Annotated in this window: 13 protein-coding genes; 7 read left to right on the top strand and 6 right to left on the bottom strand. The window is 49.7% G+C overall.

Features of this window, described 5'->3' with window-relative positions:
* The 3 genes from ACOJTG_RS08910 to ACOJTG_RS08900 form a co-directional block, all read left to right on the top strand.
* The coding region (locus ACOJTG_RS08910; RefSeq protein ID WP_420153494.1) for a family 16 glycoside hydrolase at window positions 1-1,769 on the top strand (1,769 nt) is incomplete at its 5' end.
* Between the two features lie 52 nt (window positions 1,770-1,821).
* Complete coding sequence (locus ACOJTG_RS08905) at window positions 1,822-3,771, top strand: hypothetical protein (RefSeq protein ID WP_420153493.1); 1,950 nt, start codon at window positions 1,822-1,824, stop codon at window positions 3,769-3,771.
* Between the two features lie 275 nt (window positions 3,772-4,046).
* Entirely contained in the window at window positions 4,047-4,421 is a 375-nt protein-coding gene (locus ACOJTG_RS08900; protein WP_420153492.1) for a hypothetical protein, read from the top strand.
* 70 nt (window positions 4,422-4,491) lie between these two features.
* On the opposite strand, the gene ACOJTG_RS08895 is transcribed toward ACOJTG_RS08900, so the two are convergent.
* The 4 genes from ACOJTG_RS08895 to ACOJTG_RS08880 form a co-directional block, all read right to left on the bottom strand.
* Window positions 4,492-5,520 (bottom strand): glycosyltransferase family 4 protein, encoded by a 1,029-nt coding sequence (locus ACOJTG_RS08895; RefSeq protein ID WP_420153491.1) that lies wholly within the window; start codon window positions 5,518-5,520, stop codon window positions 4,492-4,494.
* A gap of 344 nt (window positions 5,521-5,864) precedes the next feature.
* On the bottom strand, window positions 5,865-6,929 hold the full coding sequence (locus tag ACOJTG_RS08890) for a hypothetical protein (RefSeq protein WP_420153490.1): 1,065 nt from the start codon (window positions 6,927-6,929) through the stop codon (window positions 5,865-5,867).
* Window positions 6,930-6,942: 13 nt separating this feature from the next.
* Window positions 6,943-7,569, bottom strand: coding sequence for a hypothetical protein (locus ACOJTG_RS08885; protein ID WP_420153489.1), 627 nt, complete (start codon window positions 7,567-7,569; stop codon window positions 6,943-6,945).
* Window positions 7,550-8,092, bottom strand: coding sequence for an RNA polymerase sigma factor (locus tag ACOJTG_RS08880; protein ID WP_420153488.1), 543 nt, complete (start codon window positions 8,090-8,092; stop codon window positions 7,550-7,552). The genes ACOJTG_RS08885 and ACOJTG_RS08880 overlap by 20 nt, the downstream gene beginning before the upstream one ends.
* A gap of 120 nt (window positions 8,093-8,212) precedes the next feature.
* Between ACOJTG_RS08880 and ACOJTG_RS08875 the strand changes: the two genes are divergently transcribed.
* The 3 genes from ACOJTG_RS08875 to ACOJTG_RS08865 all read left to right on the top strand — a co-directional run bounded on the left by ACOJTG_RS08875 (window position 8,213) and on the right by ACOJTG_RS08865 (window position 10,272).
* Window positions 8,213-8,575: a DUF1304 domain-containing protein gene (locus ACOJTG_RS08875; protein WP_420153487.1), complete on the top strand. Its 363-nt coding sequence runs from the start codon at window positions 8,213-8,215 to the stop codon at window positions 8,573-8,575.
* Window positions 8,576-8,654: 79 nt separating this feature from the next.
* Window positions 8,655-9,461: a hypothetical protein gene (locus ACOJTG_RS08870; protein ID WP_420153486.1), complete on the top strand. Its 807-nt coding sequence runs from the start codon at window positions 8,655-8,657 to the stop codon at window positions 9,459-9,461.
* Window positions 9,462-9,705: 244 nt separating this feature from the next.
* Window positions 9,706-10,272, top strand: coding sequence for a GNAT family N-acetyltransferase (locus tag ACOJTG_RS08865; RefSeq protein WP_420153485.1), 567 nt, complete (start codon window positions 9,706-9,708; stop codon window positions 10,270-10,272).
* Window positions 10,273-10,354: 82 nt separating this feature from the next.
* Here ACOJTG_RS08865 and ACOJTG_RS08860 read toward each other — a convergent pair whose 3' ends face one another.
* Together ACOJTG_RS08860 and ACOJTG_RS08855 are read right to left on the bottom strand one after the other, a co-directional pair.
* Window positions 10,355-11,302: a cation diffusion facilitator family transporter gene (locus ACOJTG_RS08860; protein WP_420153484.1), complete on the bottom strand. Its 948-nt coding sequence runs from the start codon at window positions 11,300-11,302 to the stop codon at window positions 10,355-10,357.
* Window positions 11,303-11,730: 428 nt separating this feature from the next.
* Window positions 11,731-12,603 carry a hypothetical protein gene (locus ACOJTG_RS08855; protein ID WP_420153483.1) on the bottom strand — a complete coding sequence of 291 codons (873 nt, stop codon included), beginning with the start codon at window positions 12,601-12,603 and terminating at the stop codon, window positions 11,731-11,733.
* A 185-nt stretch (window positions 12,604-12,788) separates the two neighbouring features.
* On the opposite strand from ACOJTG_RS08855, the gene ACOJTG_RS08850 reads away from it, so the two are divergent.
* Window positions 12,789-13,763 (top strand): c-type cytochrome, encoded by a 975-nt coding sequence (locus ACOJTG_RS08850; RefSeq protein WP_420153482.1) that lies wholly within the window; start codon window positions 12,789-12,791, stop codon window positions 13,761-13,763.
* Window positions 13,764-13,786: the final 23 nt, after the last annotated feature.

Raw genomic sequence — 13,786 nt, 5'->3', positions numbered from 1 at the left:
CGGTTCCCCAGACCCTTTCACTGACCGATATGAGTGCGTTTCGTCCTACGAAAGCGGGCAATTGGAAAATTGTCGGTGAGGTAGCGGCCGATTTGCAGCAAAAAGAAGTACTTACCACCAAAGCCGGTTCGGGCGTGCTGGTCAACCAGCCCGATGCCAACAACCGGGCCAACCTGCTGACTACCTTCGAACACGGCGATGCTGATCTGGAGTTTGACTTCATGATGGCTTCGCATTCGAACTCCGGATTCTACCTGCAGGGACGCTACGAAATTCAGTTGCTCGACAGCTGGGGCGTGAAAGCTCCCGCAGACAGCGACGTGGGCGGAATTTACAAACGCCGGGAATTGCCTTCGGGTCGCATGTACGAAGGACACGCTCCCCGGATCAATGCGGGTAAGGCTCCTGGGCTGTGGCAACACATGGAAATCTCATTCCAGGCCCCTCGTTTTGACGCTTCCGGTAAGAAAATTGCCAACGCCAAGGTGTTGAAAATTTCGCTGAACGGCATCACCATTCAGGAAAACGTAGAACTTTCCGGACCGACGGGTGGCCCGATCTCGGAAGAAGAAGCCGCCAAAGGACCCATCATGATTCAGGGGGATCACGGGGCAATTGCGTTCCGTAACCTTCGGTATCGCAGCTACGGCGACGAAAAACTGCAATTGACGGGTACGCAGTTCAAAGCTTACGAGCCTTCCAACAACGATTCTTTCGCCCAGATTCCGGATTTCACCAAGCTAAAATCAACCAGTACGGGTACGCCTTCGGAAGTAAACTGGGACGTCACCAATCAGACGAACAACTTTGGCCTGCTCTACACGGGTAAGCTTACGGTTCCTACGGCGGGTGAATACAAATTCTTCCTTTCCGCGGGTGGTACGGCTCGTTTGAAAGTCAACAATCAGGTCGTTGTGAAAGAAGGATTTCTGCAACCCGGTCAGTACAATGCGGGTACGATTAAACTGCCCGCTGGTACGGCGAACGTAGAAATTGCCTACGTAAAACGCGACGAATGGGTACGCCCCGGTTTAGCCCTCGAAGTGGAAGGCCCCGGCGTGCGGCATACGAGCCTGACGGCTGTCGCTTCCCTGCTGACCAATCCATCGACGGACCCCATTTTGATTGATGCTCGTGAAAACACGATTACCCGTAGCTTCATGGACATTTACCCCGATGGCAAACGCAAGCGGATTGTACACGCCGTACAGGTAGGTTCTGCGGATGGTCTGCATTATACGTTTGATCTCGACAACGGAGCTTTGGTACAGGCCTGGAAAGGCGATTTCCTCGATGCTACGCCCATGTGGCACGACCGGGGGGATGGTTCCTCGCGGCCCCGTGGCGTACTGGCTTCTTTCAATGATTTCCCTGATTTCGCCGTGTTAAGTTCTTCTTCCAAAGCCTGGACGGAGAATCTTCCCGAAGAAGGCGGCACGTACAAGCCCTTGGGTTATGACGTGGATGAAGCGGGCCTGCCGACTTTCAACTATACCTATTTTGGTAGCGAAGTCTCGGATAAAATCCGTCCGGTCGAAGGTAATAAATACCTCGTCCGCGAAATCACGGTGAAAAATCCGACGGCCAATCTGTACCACCTCGTAGCCGCGGGTAGCGACATCGTAGAGGTACAGCCCGGTTTGTATGCCATCGACGGCAAGTCGTATTACGTCCGCGTGACGGGTGCAACCTTACGCAAATCCGGCAATCGTCAGGAGCTGCTGATGCCCGTAAGTACCAACGCGATCAAATACGAAATTCTGTTTTAATAAGATCCGTAGCTGACTTTAAGCGAAGCAGCTACTTTACAAGCATATACGCATGAAACGGATTCTTCATACGACGCTTCTCGGACTGGGCCTGACTACGGCGGCCCTGGCTCAGGACAGTTCTCCGGCCGAAAGCGATCTCTACAAAATTGTCAAAGTAAGTACGCCTGAAGGCATTGTGCTCGAAATCGGTGGCGTCACCAGTATGCCCAACGGCGATGTGGCCGTGTCCACGCGTCGGGGAGATGTATGGGTGATTGAAAACCCCAGCAGCCCGCGACCTTTTTTTCGCAAGTTTGCCAGCGGTCTGCACGAAATTCTGGGTTTGGTGTACAAGGATGGTTCGTTCTACTGTGCTCAACGCGGTGAATTGACCCGACTGACCGATACCAACGGGGACGGAAAAGCCGACAAGTACCAGACGGTATACGCCTGGCCGATTTCTGGCCACTACCACGAGTACAGCTTCGGGCCGAAAGTGGCTCCCGATGGCAGCTTCTTCGTGAGTGCCAACGTGGCTTTCGGCGACGAAGAATGGTGGCGGGGGGAGAGTAAGGTACCCTACCGTGGCTGGATCATGAAAATTTCTCCCGACGGAAAAATGGAGCCCTGGGCAACCGGGATGCGTTCGCCGTGCGGATTGGGTATGATCAACGGCGATCTGTTTTATACCGACAATCAGGGTGACTGGATGGGTTCAGGGGGCGTATGGCACGTGAAGAAAGGAGCGTTCGTAGGGCACCCGGCAGGTTTACGCTGGACGTCGCTGCCGAACTCACCCGTGAAACTTTCGCAGGAAGAATTCTACAAGACGTACGACGAACGCCGTCGCCGCGATAACAATGGCCGGGCCATCAAACCCGAAAACGATGCCTCGGAGAAGAATCCGCTGTTGTTGTTTGAAGCCAAAAAGAAGTTCCCCGAAATTCAGTTGCCTGCCGTATGGTTACCCCACGGCGTACTGGGTATTTCGAACTCGGAGATCATCGCTGATGATACGCAGGGAGCGTTCGGTCCGTTTGCCGGACAAATGCTGATCGGGGATCAGGGACAGTCGAAAATCATGCGGGTGTTCATGGAACAAGTAAATGGTGAATACCAGGGGGCGGCTTTCGACTTCCGTTCCGGCTTCCAGTCGGGTGTACTGCGGATGGCTTTTGGTAAAGATCATTCGCTGTTCGTGGGTGAAACCAATCGGGGCTGGGGTTCCGCTGGGGAGGCCAACGAAGGCTTGCAACGACTCGTATGGACCGGTAAAACGCCCTTCGAAATGAAGGCGGTACGGGCCATGCCGGATGGCTTTGAGGTCGAGTTTACGCAGCCGATCGATGCGGCCAGTGCTGAAGATCTGGCCAGCTACAAGGTGAAGAGCTTTATCTATAAGTACCACTCCACCTATGGTAGCCCCACGATCAATGAAGTGGAAAATGCGGTGAAAGGCGTGAAAGTATCCAGCGACGGCCTTAAGGCCCGGATCATCGTGGACAACCTGCGTCAGTACTACATCCACCAGTTGACGCTCGATGGCATTCGCGAAAAAAGTACCAAGTTTAGTCTGGTACACCCCAATGCCTACTACACGCTCAATAACATTCCGGCGGGTGAAAAACTGAGCCTTTCGGAAGCCAGTACGAAAACTTCGGCGGTAGCGAGTACGGTGAAGAAACCGACAATAACGAAAGAAACCGTAGCGAAAAACGGCAAAACTGCCGTTGCGAAAGTGCCTTCGTACGAAGAAGTGAAGCCGCTGCTTTCGAAATATACCTGTCTGGCCTGCCACAATGCCGACAAGCGTCAGGTAGGACCGGCGTACCGGGACGTGGCCAAACGCAATTACTCCAACGAGAAAATTGTGGATCTGATCTATAATCCCAAGCCGCAAAACTGGCCGGGTTACGCGACGGAAATGCCCCCTATGCCGCAGGTACCGAAAGGCGATGCCTTGAAAATCGCAGCCTGGATTAATTCGCTGAAAAATGCTCCGGCCAAAGCGAATCCTTAAGTAGGAATAGTACAAAGAATAACCTAAGGTGAAGTGCCCCCAAGAAGTTAGATACTACTTGGGGGTATTTTTATAGCAAAGAAGACGAAGCATAGTTTTGCAGGATCGTAGCCGAATAAGATCAGAACGTAACGGGAAATTAAGTGAAGATGTATCCTAATGTAGCTAGTGACTTTGTTAGAATTCAATTGCTAAATCAAACTAGTACGATAAGTTTGTAAGCGAGAATATTCTAACGAATGAATTACCAAAGAGCCAATAAGTACTACTAAAGTATGATGAGAAAAGCACTCACTTTTGGACTTTTAATGATTGGAAGTATTTTCCTTTCTTGTGATCGCAAGGACAAATGCTCCTGCGACGGTGCAACCATTGAAACGCTCAAAGATGTACCTATGAGTTTTCACGAAAAAGGCACTAGGGGTTTTTTGTACAAGGCAGGTTCTGGATTAAGTACGTATACCGTATGTGATTCAACCAAACTCATGCCTTTTAAGGGTGTTAAAAATGCAACACGAGAGGATGGCGTTGTTTACATAGACGACTTTAACCTTTTAGTTAGTGGAAAGGTTAAATGTTATGACGGGCCTTGTCCCTTTCAGGGTTGTCCTTTGGGATATCTTGAAATAACGGAAGTAAAAGCAAGATAACGACCGCTCTTTACGTACAGGTTAAGTACAAAAAAAGACCGCCCGATCGGGTGGCCTTTTTTTGTATCGTTTATTCATTGAGTAGTTCTTCGTATATCTGCCAGTATTGGTTGGCCGTATTTCGCCAATTAAACTGCTGCGACCATTCCTTGATGAGTTCACTTTCGGACTTGGTATCAATCTGTTCGAGAATCTGAGTGGTCAGATCACTCACTTGGTCGGGATCAAAGCCGTTGAAATAATGGGCGTAAGGTCCACCAATTTCGGGTAGGGAAGTAGCATCGGAGAGAACTACGTTCTTGCCAAAGTGCATGGCTTCAATAACGGGTAATCCAAAACCTTCCGCCAGCGAGGGGAAGCAGAACAGGTCACAGTTTTTCAGTAACCAGTATTTTTCGGCTTCAGTAATCGGTCCCGTCAGGTGAACGCGGTTCTGTACGCCCAGCCGTTTGGATTCGTTGAGTACTTTCTGATAATACTCTTTATGCGTAGTCGTACCGGCAATGATCAGATCCAGATCGTTCTGAAGCAGCATGGCGGGCAGGACGTGAAAATTCTTCTTAGGAGCTACCGTACCGATACTGAACAAAAACGGATTATCCGTTGAGAACTGGGGCTTAATCGGGTTGATGTGTTCGTTGATGTTACAGCCATTGTAAACGACCTGTACTTCCTTTCCACCCATGTGCATCGTAGACTCAATCTCATTTTTTACGTAATTAGAGATGGTAACAATGCGATCGGCCCGATCAATTTTATCCTGTAATTTCTGCGTGTACTTCTTAACTTTCTCCGGGGGTTTATTCTCGTGTAAAAAGTTCAGATCGTGAATCGTCAGTACTTTCTTGGCCGAACTCCGTAAGGGGAAATAATTAGAATCCTGGTAAGTACCATGCCAGACTTTGTACTGATTGGCAAAGGGCATGGCATATTTATGCAGCGAATTTTGCCGTTTGTTGTACGGACGATCGCCAAATAAATCGATTTCCGAAGAAGGCAGGTAAAAGCCCAACCGGTGCTGCGTATTTTTTCGATTTAAGAGCAACGCGTTACCCAGTTGCAAACAGAAGTGATAAAGCCCCGTGTGAGCATGCTTCATTCGTTCACAGTCGAAGATGATATCTGCTTTTTTGAAGGGTTGGCTCATTATAAATCAGCGATAAGGTTCTGGTTCATTTAGCGGTGGTACAGGCAAAATTACACTACAGACACAGCTTAAAGCCAAATAGTTGGAACCAAGAAATGGAATTCTTTTGGATCTGCTGAAAACTTTCAAGCCAGCCTGCTCGTAGGGCTGGAAGAGTCCGGAGCGACGCTTCAATCGGGGGCGATGCGTAATTATCTTATAAACAAGCAATTAGCCCGATTGTTTTAGCCGCTAGGCGTCTGTCTAGCTGTATATACGGAAATTTAAGACCCTTCGTCGCTAAATCCTGGGAAAATCTACAAACCGAGTCGAAGACGTACCCCCGGATAGACGTTCCTGAAAAAGCCCGTCATATACAGTTCGGGTTCAAGTTTAATGAATCCGCGACTAAAAACTGTCCCGCTCAGTCGAACCGTATTTTTTGGGAAATACCCACCCACTCGCCGGATGGGAACGCCCACACTCAGGTGCGTCAGGAGTTTACTGAATTCCGCTTTCTGACCGTTGGGACGGCGGCTGTAGAAGTGGACGCCCAGATTCAGGAAATCATTCCGATCGGTATGAAAGCCCGTTTCGGGCGTACCTCGAAAAAAGAAGTGCGATTGCAAGCCCACCGAGAAGCCCATACCGCGGTACGAGTCGGGTACCCACATGACATCCGCCGCCAGTGCGGGTACGAGTCGATGCCGAATGACGCCCACTTCAGCCCGGGGCTGAAAAGAGATAAAGGCCGCCCGAACGAAATTCAGTTGACTGAACGTCGCTTTCTTACCCTCCTGTACCAAATCGAACGTGACCTTAGACGAGGTCAGATGATGATTTTTGTACTGATACACCGATTGAATGGCTTCTTCCAGGAAGGGATTGAAACCACCTTTTTTCAATTGCGTTTCAATAAACGAAAGGTCGTTAAGTATAAATCTCACCCAGAATTGCGGCGAACCCGAGCCCCAACCTACGGCAGCAGGAGCTTGCCAGGCGGGTAGCTCAAGCGTATCGCTTTGGGTTTTGAGCAGGGCGGGTTCCTCCGTACCGGAGAAATGGTAGGCCTGCTGCGTTTGCGGGTAGGAGCGTACATCGAGTTGTCGCCGATTTTCGTCGAAGCGGAAACGGATTGTATGAGCCGTCAATGCCTCGGAAGTATCCCGCACTTTCTGGTAATCCGTTACAAAAAGATGCAGGACGGAATCCAGGTTTCGGTGTGCCAGCAGGTCCGAAAACTGATTAAATTCCAACTGTACCGACTGACCGTTGGTTAGTCGCAGTGTAATGTGACTTTTATACGTCTGATCAATGGACTGAGCCCATAGCGATCCCAGCTTACTTAGGAGAAGTAAGCTCAACAAACAGGTACGTAACATACGAAAGAGAAATTTAGGGTTGAGAATGCGTAGAAAGATGAGGAGTATGCACCGGAGCCGAATCGGCCGCTGGGGGTCCCAACCGGACAAAGCCTTCGGAGCGATAGAGTTTAGGTTGAGCGTCCTGCTGAGCCTGTACATCATTGGCATGCAAGACCCGGAACCGTTTGATGGGGCGAGTGGCCACGGATGAAGGCAGCGGAAGGACCGGAGTTTCTACCGCAATGATTTCCATTGGTGTAACGCTGAGAACATCCACGGCTGAATCACGGGGTACAGGCACCGGCGGGGCCGGTTTCTTCGCAAGCCTTGCCAAACGATTAGACGTTGGTGTAGTTGGCATCGAAAGGACTCGTTTGCTAATCGGCATCGCAAGCTTGGCGGGTGCGGTGGTACGAGGAGTCGAACGCTGGGTCAGCTCAGGGGCAGACACAACGGGATCGGGTTGAGTCAAAAACCAACCGAGGCCTCCCAGCAACAACACGGCTACACACGCGGCCGCAACCCAATGGTAATAGGGGCGGGGTTTGGTTTTTTGTGCGGTCTGAATGTCTTTCCAGAGTGATTCCGTCGAAAAGGGCACCGTTTCCGGTACATCCTCCAACTGATTTCGAAACCAGTCATCCATGGGATTTTCCATAATCGTATCCGCGTTTTCTAAGTTTTTCCTGTAATAATTGCCGGGCTTTATGAAGCTGGCTTTTAGACGTATTTTCACTGATTTGAAGCTGATCGGCGATTTCCCGGTGGGTATACCCTTCGATGGCGTAAAGATTGAAAACGGTGCGATACCCATCGGGTAATTCCAAAATCAGGCGATACACTTCTTCGCTACTCCAGTGGTCATCTGGGGGCTGGAAAGGCTGCTGATGTTCGGCAAGCTCATCGACGGCTACGTAGGAAATCTTCTGCCGCCGTAAGTGCTGTAAACATTCGTTAACCATGAGCTTCCGTAGATATGGCTCCAGAGCCTGCTCCTCCCGCCATTCAATGGTTTGGACCCGCTGAAAAAACTTGACAAAACCAGTCATCAGCAAGTCGCGGGCTTCTTCGTCGTTGCGTACATAGCGGCGGCATACGCGAAACATTCGCCCTACGAATTGTTCGTAGACCCGTTTCTGGGCGAAAGGATTTTGCTGGCGTAAGGCTTCGAGTAATTCCACGACGAAAAGGGTTTCAAAGGAGTATATGCAAAGCCGAAGGAAAGGGTTGCCTGAAGTCGAAAAAAAGGATGAAATGCCGAAAAAGTTTACCTTTGGCACTCGTACTTAATCCTCAACCGAATGTACCTTCTGAGCCAAATTCTCGTCGCCGTCGTTGCTCTGGAACACGTCTATATTTTATGGATGGAAATGTTTGCGTGGACCACGCGTGGTAAAGCTACTTTCAAGTCCTTACCCCCCGAATTATTTGAGCCTACAAAAGGCTTAGCCGCCAATCAGGGGCTGTACAACGGTTTTCTGGCGGCGGGGCTTGTCTGGTCACTGCTCATCGGGGACAGTGAATGGTCGCGAAATGTGGCTCTATTTTTTTTAAGCTGTGTAGTCGTAGCCGGGGTCTACGGTGGCTGGACGGCCTCGCGGTCGATCCTGCTGGTACAGGCTCTGCCCGCAGCCATCGCATTAATCACGGTACTGCTGAGGTAACGGGCCAAAGACACCGGTTTTTCGTACATACCTCTAGAAGCATGCGGAGGAAAACCTTCGCCGAAACATTGATTCATTCATGAAAATCTATTGGCTTACCTTCGCTCTGCTGGGCCTGTTGACGGCTTGCGGGGGCGACAATTCCGAACAAAATACCCAACAGGAAACCGGAGCGAGCGAAACAACTTCGTCCTCAAAACCAAAAAATACCCTCGTTTTTCTGGACAAATCCCTGAGTGTGAATGAGGATGCCGCTTACGTGGAAAAGAAGTACACGAAAGTGCTGACGGATCTGGTACAGAGGGATATTAACGGAGCGGGTGATAAAATTGAAGTATGGCTGATGCACGAAAATACCGCTAAGGGAAAAGCCCTGGAACTCACCAGCCGGACGGCCCTGGAAGCTACCGAAGGAATGAGTCAGACCGATGTAGAGGCGGCCCAGACCAACTACGATTTTTCTCTGCAGAAAGAACGACTTGGCTTCACCAAGCAAATTCTTTCGCAACTGGCTACGCCCAACGAAAGCCGTAGTAACAAACAAACGGATATTCAGGCGAGTTTGCAGGCCATTGGGGCGGTAGCCTCCAAGGGAGAGCCGGTGGAAGTGTATTACTTTTCGGACATGGTGGAAAGCATGCCTCAGAAAAGTCGTCGGGACTTTCATCATACTCCTCCCAAGACAACCGCTCAGGCTGACGAATGGGCCAAGGCCGACGCTCTGGGCTTGAAAAGTCAGTATCCGAATCTGACGGGAGTGGCGGTTCACATGGTACTACCGTTCGAACCGACGACTTCATCCAAGATCAACAACCCGAACATCACGCAGTACTGGAAAACGTTTTTCACAGAACTGGGGGTGAAAAGCGTAACAGAAGAGATTTAAGAAAGAGCTAATTGATTAAGGATACAGTAAAGAGCTACGGCTGGCTATTGAATAGCCAGCCGTAGCTCTTTTAATGCTTGTTTCGCCGTAGCGGATGTTAGTCAAGCTTTACCCCTCCGATAAAAAACCATATCGCAGCCGCCTAGGTGGACTATTGATTAGGTTAGAGTTGGACTAGAAAATAAGCCTGTTTTCTGGGTAAATTTGCGGACGCCAAGTGAAAGCCAAGAGCCAGGTTTAAGACATGCTGGAACAAATCCTGCAAAACATCGAACACAAGAGTCAAATGGAACCGCTAGTAATCAGTAACGCCTCGCTAAAAGACCTTAGCGTACTACAGCAGATCGGCAGAGAGACCTTTGCTGAGACCTTCGCGGCAGGGAATACCGAGGCAGATATGAAAAAATACCTGGAAGAAAGCTTTAGTGACGAACGGGTAAAAAACGAACTTAATAATCCTGAATCCTTCTTTTTCATTGCCTGGGAAGGAGAACGTGCGATTGGTTACCTAAAAGTAAATACGGGCCAGGCTCAGACCGAACTACGCGAGGAAACTTCACTTGAGATTGAGCGGATCTACGTAAAGAAGGCTTACCACGGTAAAAAAGTAGGACAACTACTGTATGAAAAAGCGTTGGAAGTAGCTCAGTTACAACACAAGTCATCCCTATGGCTAGGCGTATGGGAGGAGAATCCGAAGGCGATACGGTTCTATGAGAAAAACGGATTTATTACTTTCGACAAGCACCTGTTTAAAGTAGGCAACGACGAACAAACCGATCTGCTGATGCGGAAGATCCTGGCTGAATAAGTACGCAAATCTCCAACCTGTACGGAAGTGGCCTAACCTCGTTCCCTGCCGTTATTGGTGTTTAGCGTAGCGTCACCACGTTCTATTCCGCCCACTCCAGATCAGTCGTAAAGACGATCGTGAGCCAGCGGTCGGGTGTATCCTCACCAATGGCCTCGCTAATTTGGTCCCGAAGTTCGTCCCATTCTTCCAGGCGTTTGGCGGGCCAGCTCATGGGAACGATGAAGTAAAGCTCAATCTGACGTCCCCGACCTACCCGGGCTACGTAGGCTCGGTACGCGATGAAGCCATAGCGTTCGACTACTTTCTGAGCCACTTCATCCACGTGTTTTTTCAGGTCTGCGGGGGTTACCAGAAGAATATCAGCCACCGCTTGCCGGATGTTACTGATGGGGAGCGGAATAACAACAAGACAAACAATAGCCAGAACAGCCGGGTCAATATAAGGAACCATCCAGTCCAGATACGTATCCTCAATGATCATGCCGAACGTAAATGCTACTAACCAGGCAATGCTGAGGGCGGTGGAAATAAACCAGGACTTGGCATCCAAGGCCAAAAGTTCAGAGCGGATGGATTGATTGGCTTTACTGGCAAAAAGGGCCATACTAAGCGTGCATACCAGCGAAATCAGCGTAAAAATGATGGCGTAATTAAGTTCCAGCCTTCGACCGCCATCCAGAAAGCTATCCACCGCATTCACCAAAGCGTACAGGGCAGAGCCTAGTAGTAAGGTGCCATTGAACCCTAAAACAATGGGCTCCAAATGCCAGAACCCCATCGTGAAATGCTCGGTTAGCTTGGTCTTGACGGTATTGCCGGTTGAAGAGGCCGCGATTAGTTTGGAAACCAGCAAAGCAAGGAAGGTCATTCCGGCATCGGTAAGATCATAAATGCCATCGAAGATAATGGCCGATGAACTGGCCAGCAGTCCAAAGGCAATACCGAAACCGCCCAACACAATGGTAACAACGATGGACAGGCGAAGGACGCCCTGTTCGGTTTTGGGGTTAAAGTAGTGGGCAAGCATAAGGAAAGGTGTCGTGTACCTGAACTTGCAATAAAAAAAGTGGACAAGAAGAAACGTCAATCCACCTACTGGATTCAAGCGGTGGAACCTGTGAGGCGTTTAATCATAGCTGGTAAGGCTACGCTAATCATCAACCAAAGAAAGTGACCGTAGAAAAGGGGATGTTCGTTGGGGATGATTACGAAGGAAACCCGCATACGCGTTTGATTAGAAAGAGCAAAGGTCTTGTCACGAGTGCCAAAGCTAAGCGATCGATCCGAAGCAATGAGCTATTCCATGTAATCACTATATTAAGATTATTGAGCACATCGGCGGACTCTGATTCGTGGTAATGCTAGCTTAACTGCCAACGACGACAAGGTATCACCGCATACACAAACGGCTCGCTTCAGAAAGCGAGCCGTTTGTGTATCTATCAAAAACGCAACTTATTTACCAGTCAGGGGTACTACACTTTTCAAACCTACGGGAGCTTTGGGAGCTTCAAAATCGAAGATGGTTAAATACAAGGTCGTTTTCTTGGCTACATTTTTCGTATCCCGGTAATTAATCTCCACGACATCAATGGTACCTTTTCCGTTGGGAGCGTTGCTGGAGGCATACGGTAACGAACCCGTCTTCTTGTACTCCACGGGTTTATTCTGGCCGTCGCGGAGTAAATCCAGGTACGTCGTCAGGTTTTCGTACTCGCCAGCCGGACTCGTTCCGACTTTAATGGGTGTAGCTTTAGTCGTACCGTATTTGGCATCCGTCGCCGTACCCGCCAGTTGTAACAAAGGTTTCCGATTAGGCGGAGTAGGTAGCGGGTTAGTACAGGTTTCCACCTTCAGTTCGGCGGGTTTCATGCCTTGGGCAAAGGCCGCTTTGTAATCGCTACAAGCTTTCTCCGTTTCGCCCAGTAATTCATAGACCAGGGCTCGGTTGTAGTAAGCCTCGGCAAGTTTGCTATCGACTTTCAGAGCGGCTGAGAAATCGCTCAGGGCTCCGCGATAATCGGCTAGTTTCTTACGGGCAATACCTCGACTCACCATGGATTTTTTCGCATCCGGTTTAAAGGAAATCGCTTTAGTAAAATCCGTAACCGCATCCTCATACCGACGTAACAGTGAGTACGCCATTCCCCGGCTCTGGCGTACCGGATAGTCGTCTTTAAGGGCAATGGATTGATCGAAGGAGGTAAGGGCTTCGCGTACCTGACCGGCCTGGGCTTTCTTCAGGCCATCATCGAGTAAACTTTTGGCGTCCTGAGCGTGCAGGACCGAAGAAAAAAATACTAAACTACCAATCAAAAAAGATTTCATATGGATCATAAAGAAGGCTCGTAACTCAGGAGTCAAAGCTATAAACGGTGAGTAAAAAGGCTTTAGTGTAGACAACGCCAGGCTTCGCTTTCAGGTTTTTTTCATAGGTTTGTTCTTAAGCCACTTCTGTTGACTTCAGCCCTCTTCGTCAACGGTATCCAGAATTGATCCTTACCGCCAAGTCAATGAAACCCGTTCGAAAAGCCCTTGCCACGCTGGCAATAGGAATCGCTAGTATCATCAGTGTCATTCTTATCTATCTAAATCTGGCCTTGCCTCAGGTAGGAACCCCACCCAAGCTAAAGGTAAATGTAAGTCCTGAACGAATCCAACGGGGCAAATATCTGGCCCATCACGTAGCCGTTTGTATGGATTGTCATAGTACCCGCAATTTTCGCAAATATTCGGGACCCATGGTTAGTAGTACGCTAGGAAAGGGAGGCAATGTATTTACTAAAGAAGATGGGTTGCCCGGAACTTTCTATTCGGCCAATATCACCCCCGCCGCCTTAAAAACCTGGACCGACGGCGAAATCTTCCGAGCCATCACGACGGGGGTTAGCAAAGACGGACAGGCCTTATTTCCCGTCATGCCTTATCAGTATTACGGTCGGATGGATCCCCAAGATGTGTATGACATTATCGCCTACCTGCGGAGTATTCCCGCTCAGGAAAATGCCGTGCCCGAAAGTAAGGCTGATTTTCCTTTCAACTTGGTGATGAATACCCTTCCCGAACCGGCAAGTCCTCAGCAACGTCCTGACGAATCGGATGAAGTAGCGTACGGAGCGTATCTGATCAACGCCGCTGGCTGTAAAGAATGTCATACTCGGGTAGAAGATGGGCAGATCATCGAAGAAGAGGCTTTTGCCGGCGGAAGAGAGTTTCCTTCAGATCTGGGTGTAGTGGTATCGGCTAACCTGACCCCTGATTTGGAGACGGGCTTGGGTCGCTGGACTCGCCAGGAATTCATTGCCCGCTTTAAGTCTTACGCCGATGCTACCTACGAACCGCGTTCGATCAATCACGGTAACTTCCAGACGCCTATGCCTTGGACCATGTACGGCGGCATGGAGGAAAAAGACCTGGGAGCCATGTATGCGTATCTGCAAACGCTCAAACCAGTCGTAAATGCTACCCAGCGGTTTGTTCCGTATTAAATACATTCCCACCCGGCCGCTTC

This window comes from Siphonobacter sp. (assembly GCF_048595215.1).
In the GTDB taxonomy this organism is placed as follows: domain Bacteria; phylum Bacteroidota; class Bacteroidia; order Cytophagales; family Spirosomataceae; genus Siphonobacter.
The sequence above is the reverse complement of the archived record's forward strand: the minus strand, read 5'-3'. Positions and strand labels throughout refer to the sequence as shown.

Coding starts and splice junctions, on each gene's coding strand:
- ACOJTG_RS08905 (WP_420153493.1), top strand. CDS start 1,822: ATGAAACGGATTCTTCATACGACGCTTCTCGGACTGGGCCTGACTACG.
- ACOJTG_RS08900 (WP_420153492.1), top strand. CDS start 4,047: ATGATGAGAAAAGCACTCACTTTTGGACTTTTAATGATTGGAAGTATT.
- ACOJTG_RS08895 (WP_420153491.1), bottom strand. CDS start 5,520: ATGAAGCATGCTCACACGGGGCTTTATCACTTCTGTTTGCAACTGGGT.
- ACOJTG_RS08890 (WP_420153490.1), bottom strand. CDS start 6,929: ATGTTACGTACCTGTTTGTTGAGCTTACTTCTCCTAAGTAAGCTGGGA.
- ACOJTG_RS08885 (WP_420153489.1), bottom strand. CDS start 7,569: ATGGAAAATCCCATGGATGACTGGTTTCGAAATCAGTTGGAGGATGTA.
- ACOJTG_RS08875 (WP_420153487.1), top strand. CDS start 8,213: ATGTACCTTCTGAGCCAAATTCTCGTCGCCGTCGTTGCTCTGGAACAC.
- ACOJTG_RS08870 (WP_420153486.1), top strand. CDS start 8,655: ATGAAAATCTATTGGCTTACCTTCGCTCTGCTGGGCCTGTTGACGGCT.
- ACOJTG_RS08865 (WP_420153485.1), top strand. CDS start 9,706: ATGCTGGAACAAATCCTGCAAAACATCGAACACAAGAGTCAAATGGAA.
- ACOJTG_RS08860 (WP_420153484.1), bottom strand. CDS start 11,302: ATGCTTGCCCACTACTTTAACCCCAAAACCGAACAGGGCGTCCTTCGC.
- ACOJTG_RS08855 (WP_420153483.1), bottom strand. CDS start 12,603: ATGAAATCTTTTTTGATTGGTAGTTTAGTATTTTTTTCTTCGGTCCTG.
- ACOJTG_RS08850 (WP_420153482.1), top strand. CDS start 12,789: ATGAAACCCGTTCGAAAAGCCCTTGCCACGCTGGCAATAGGAATCGCT.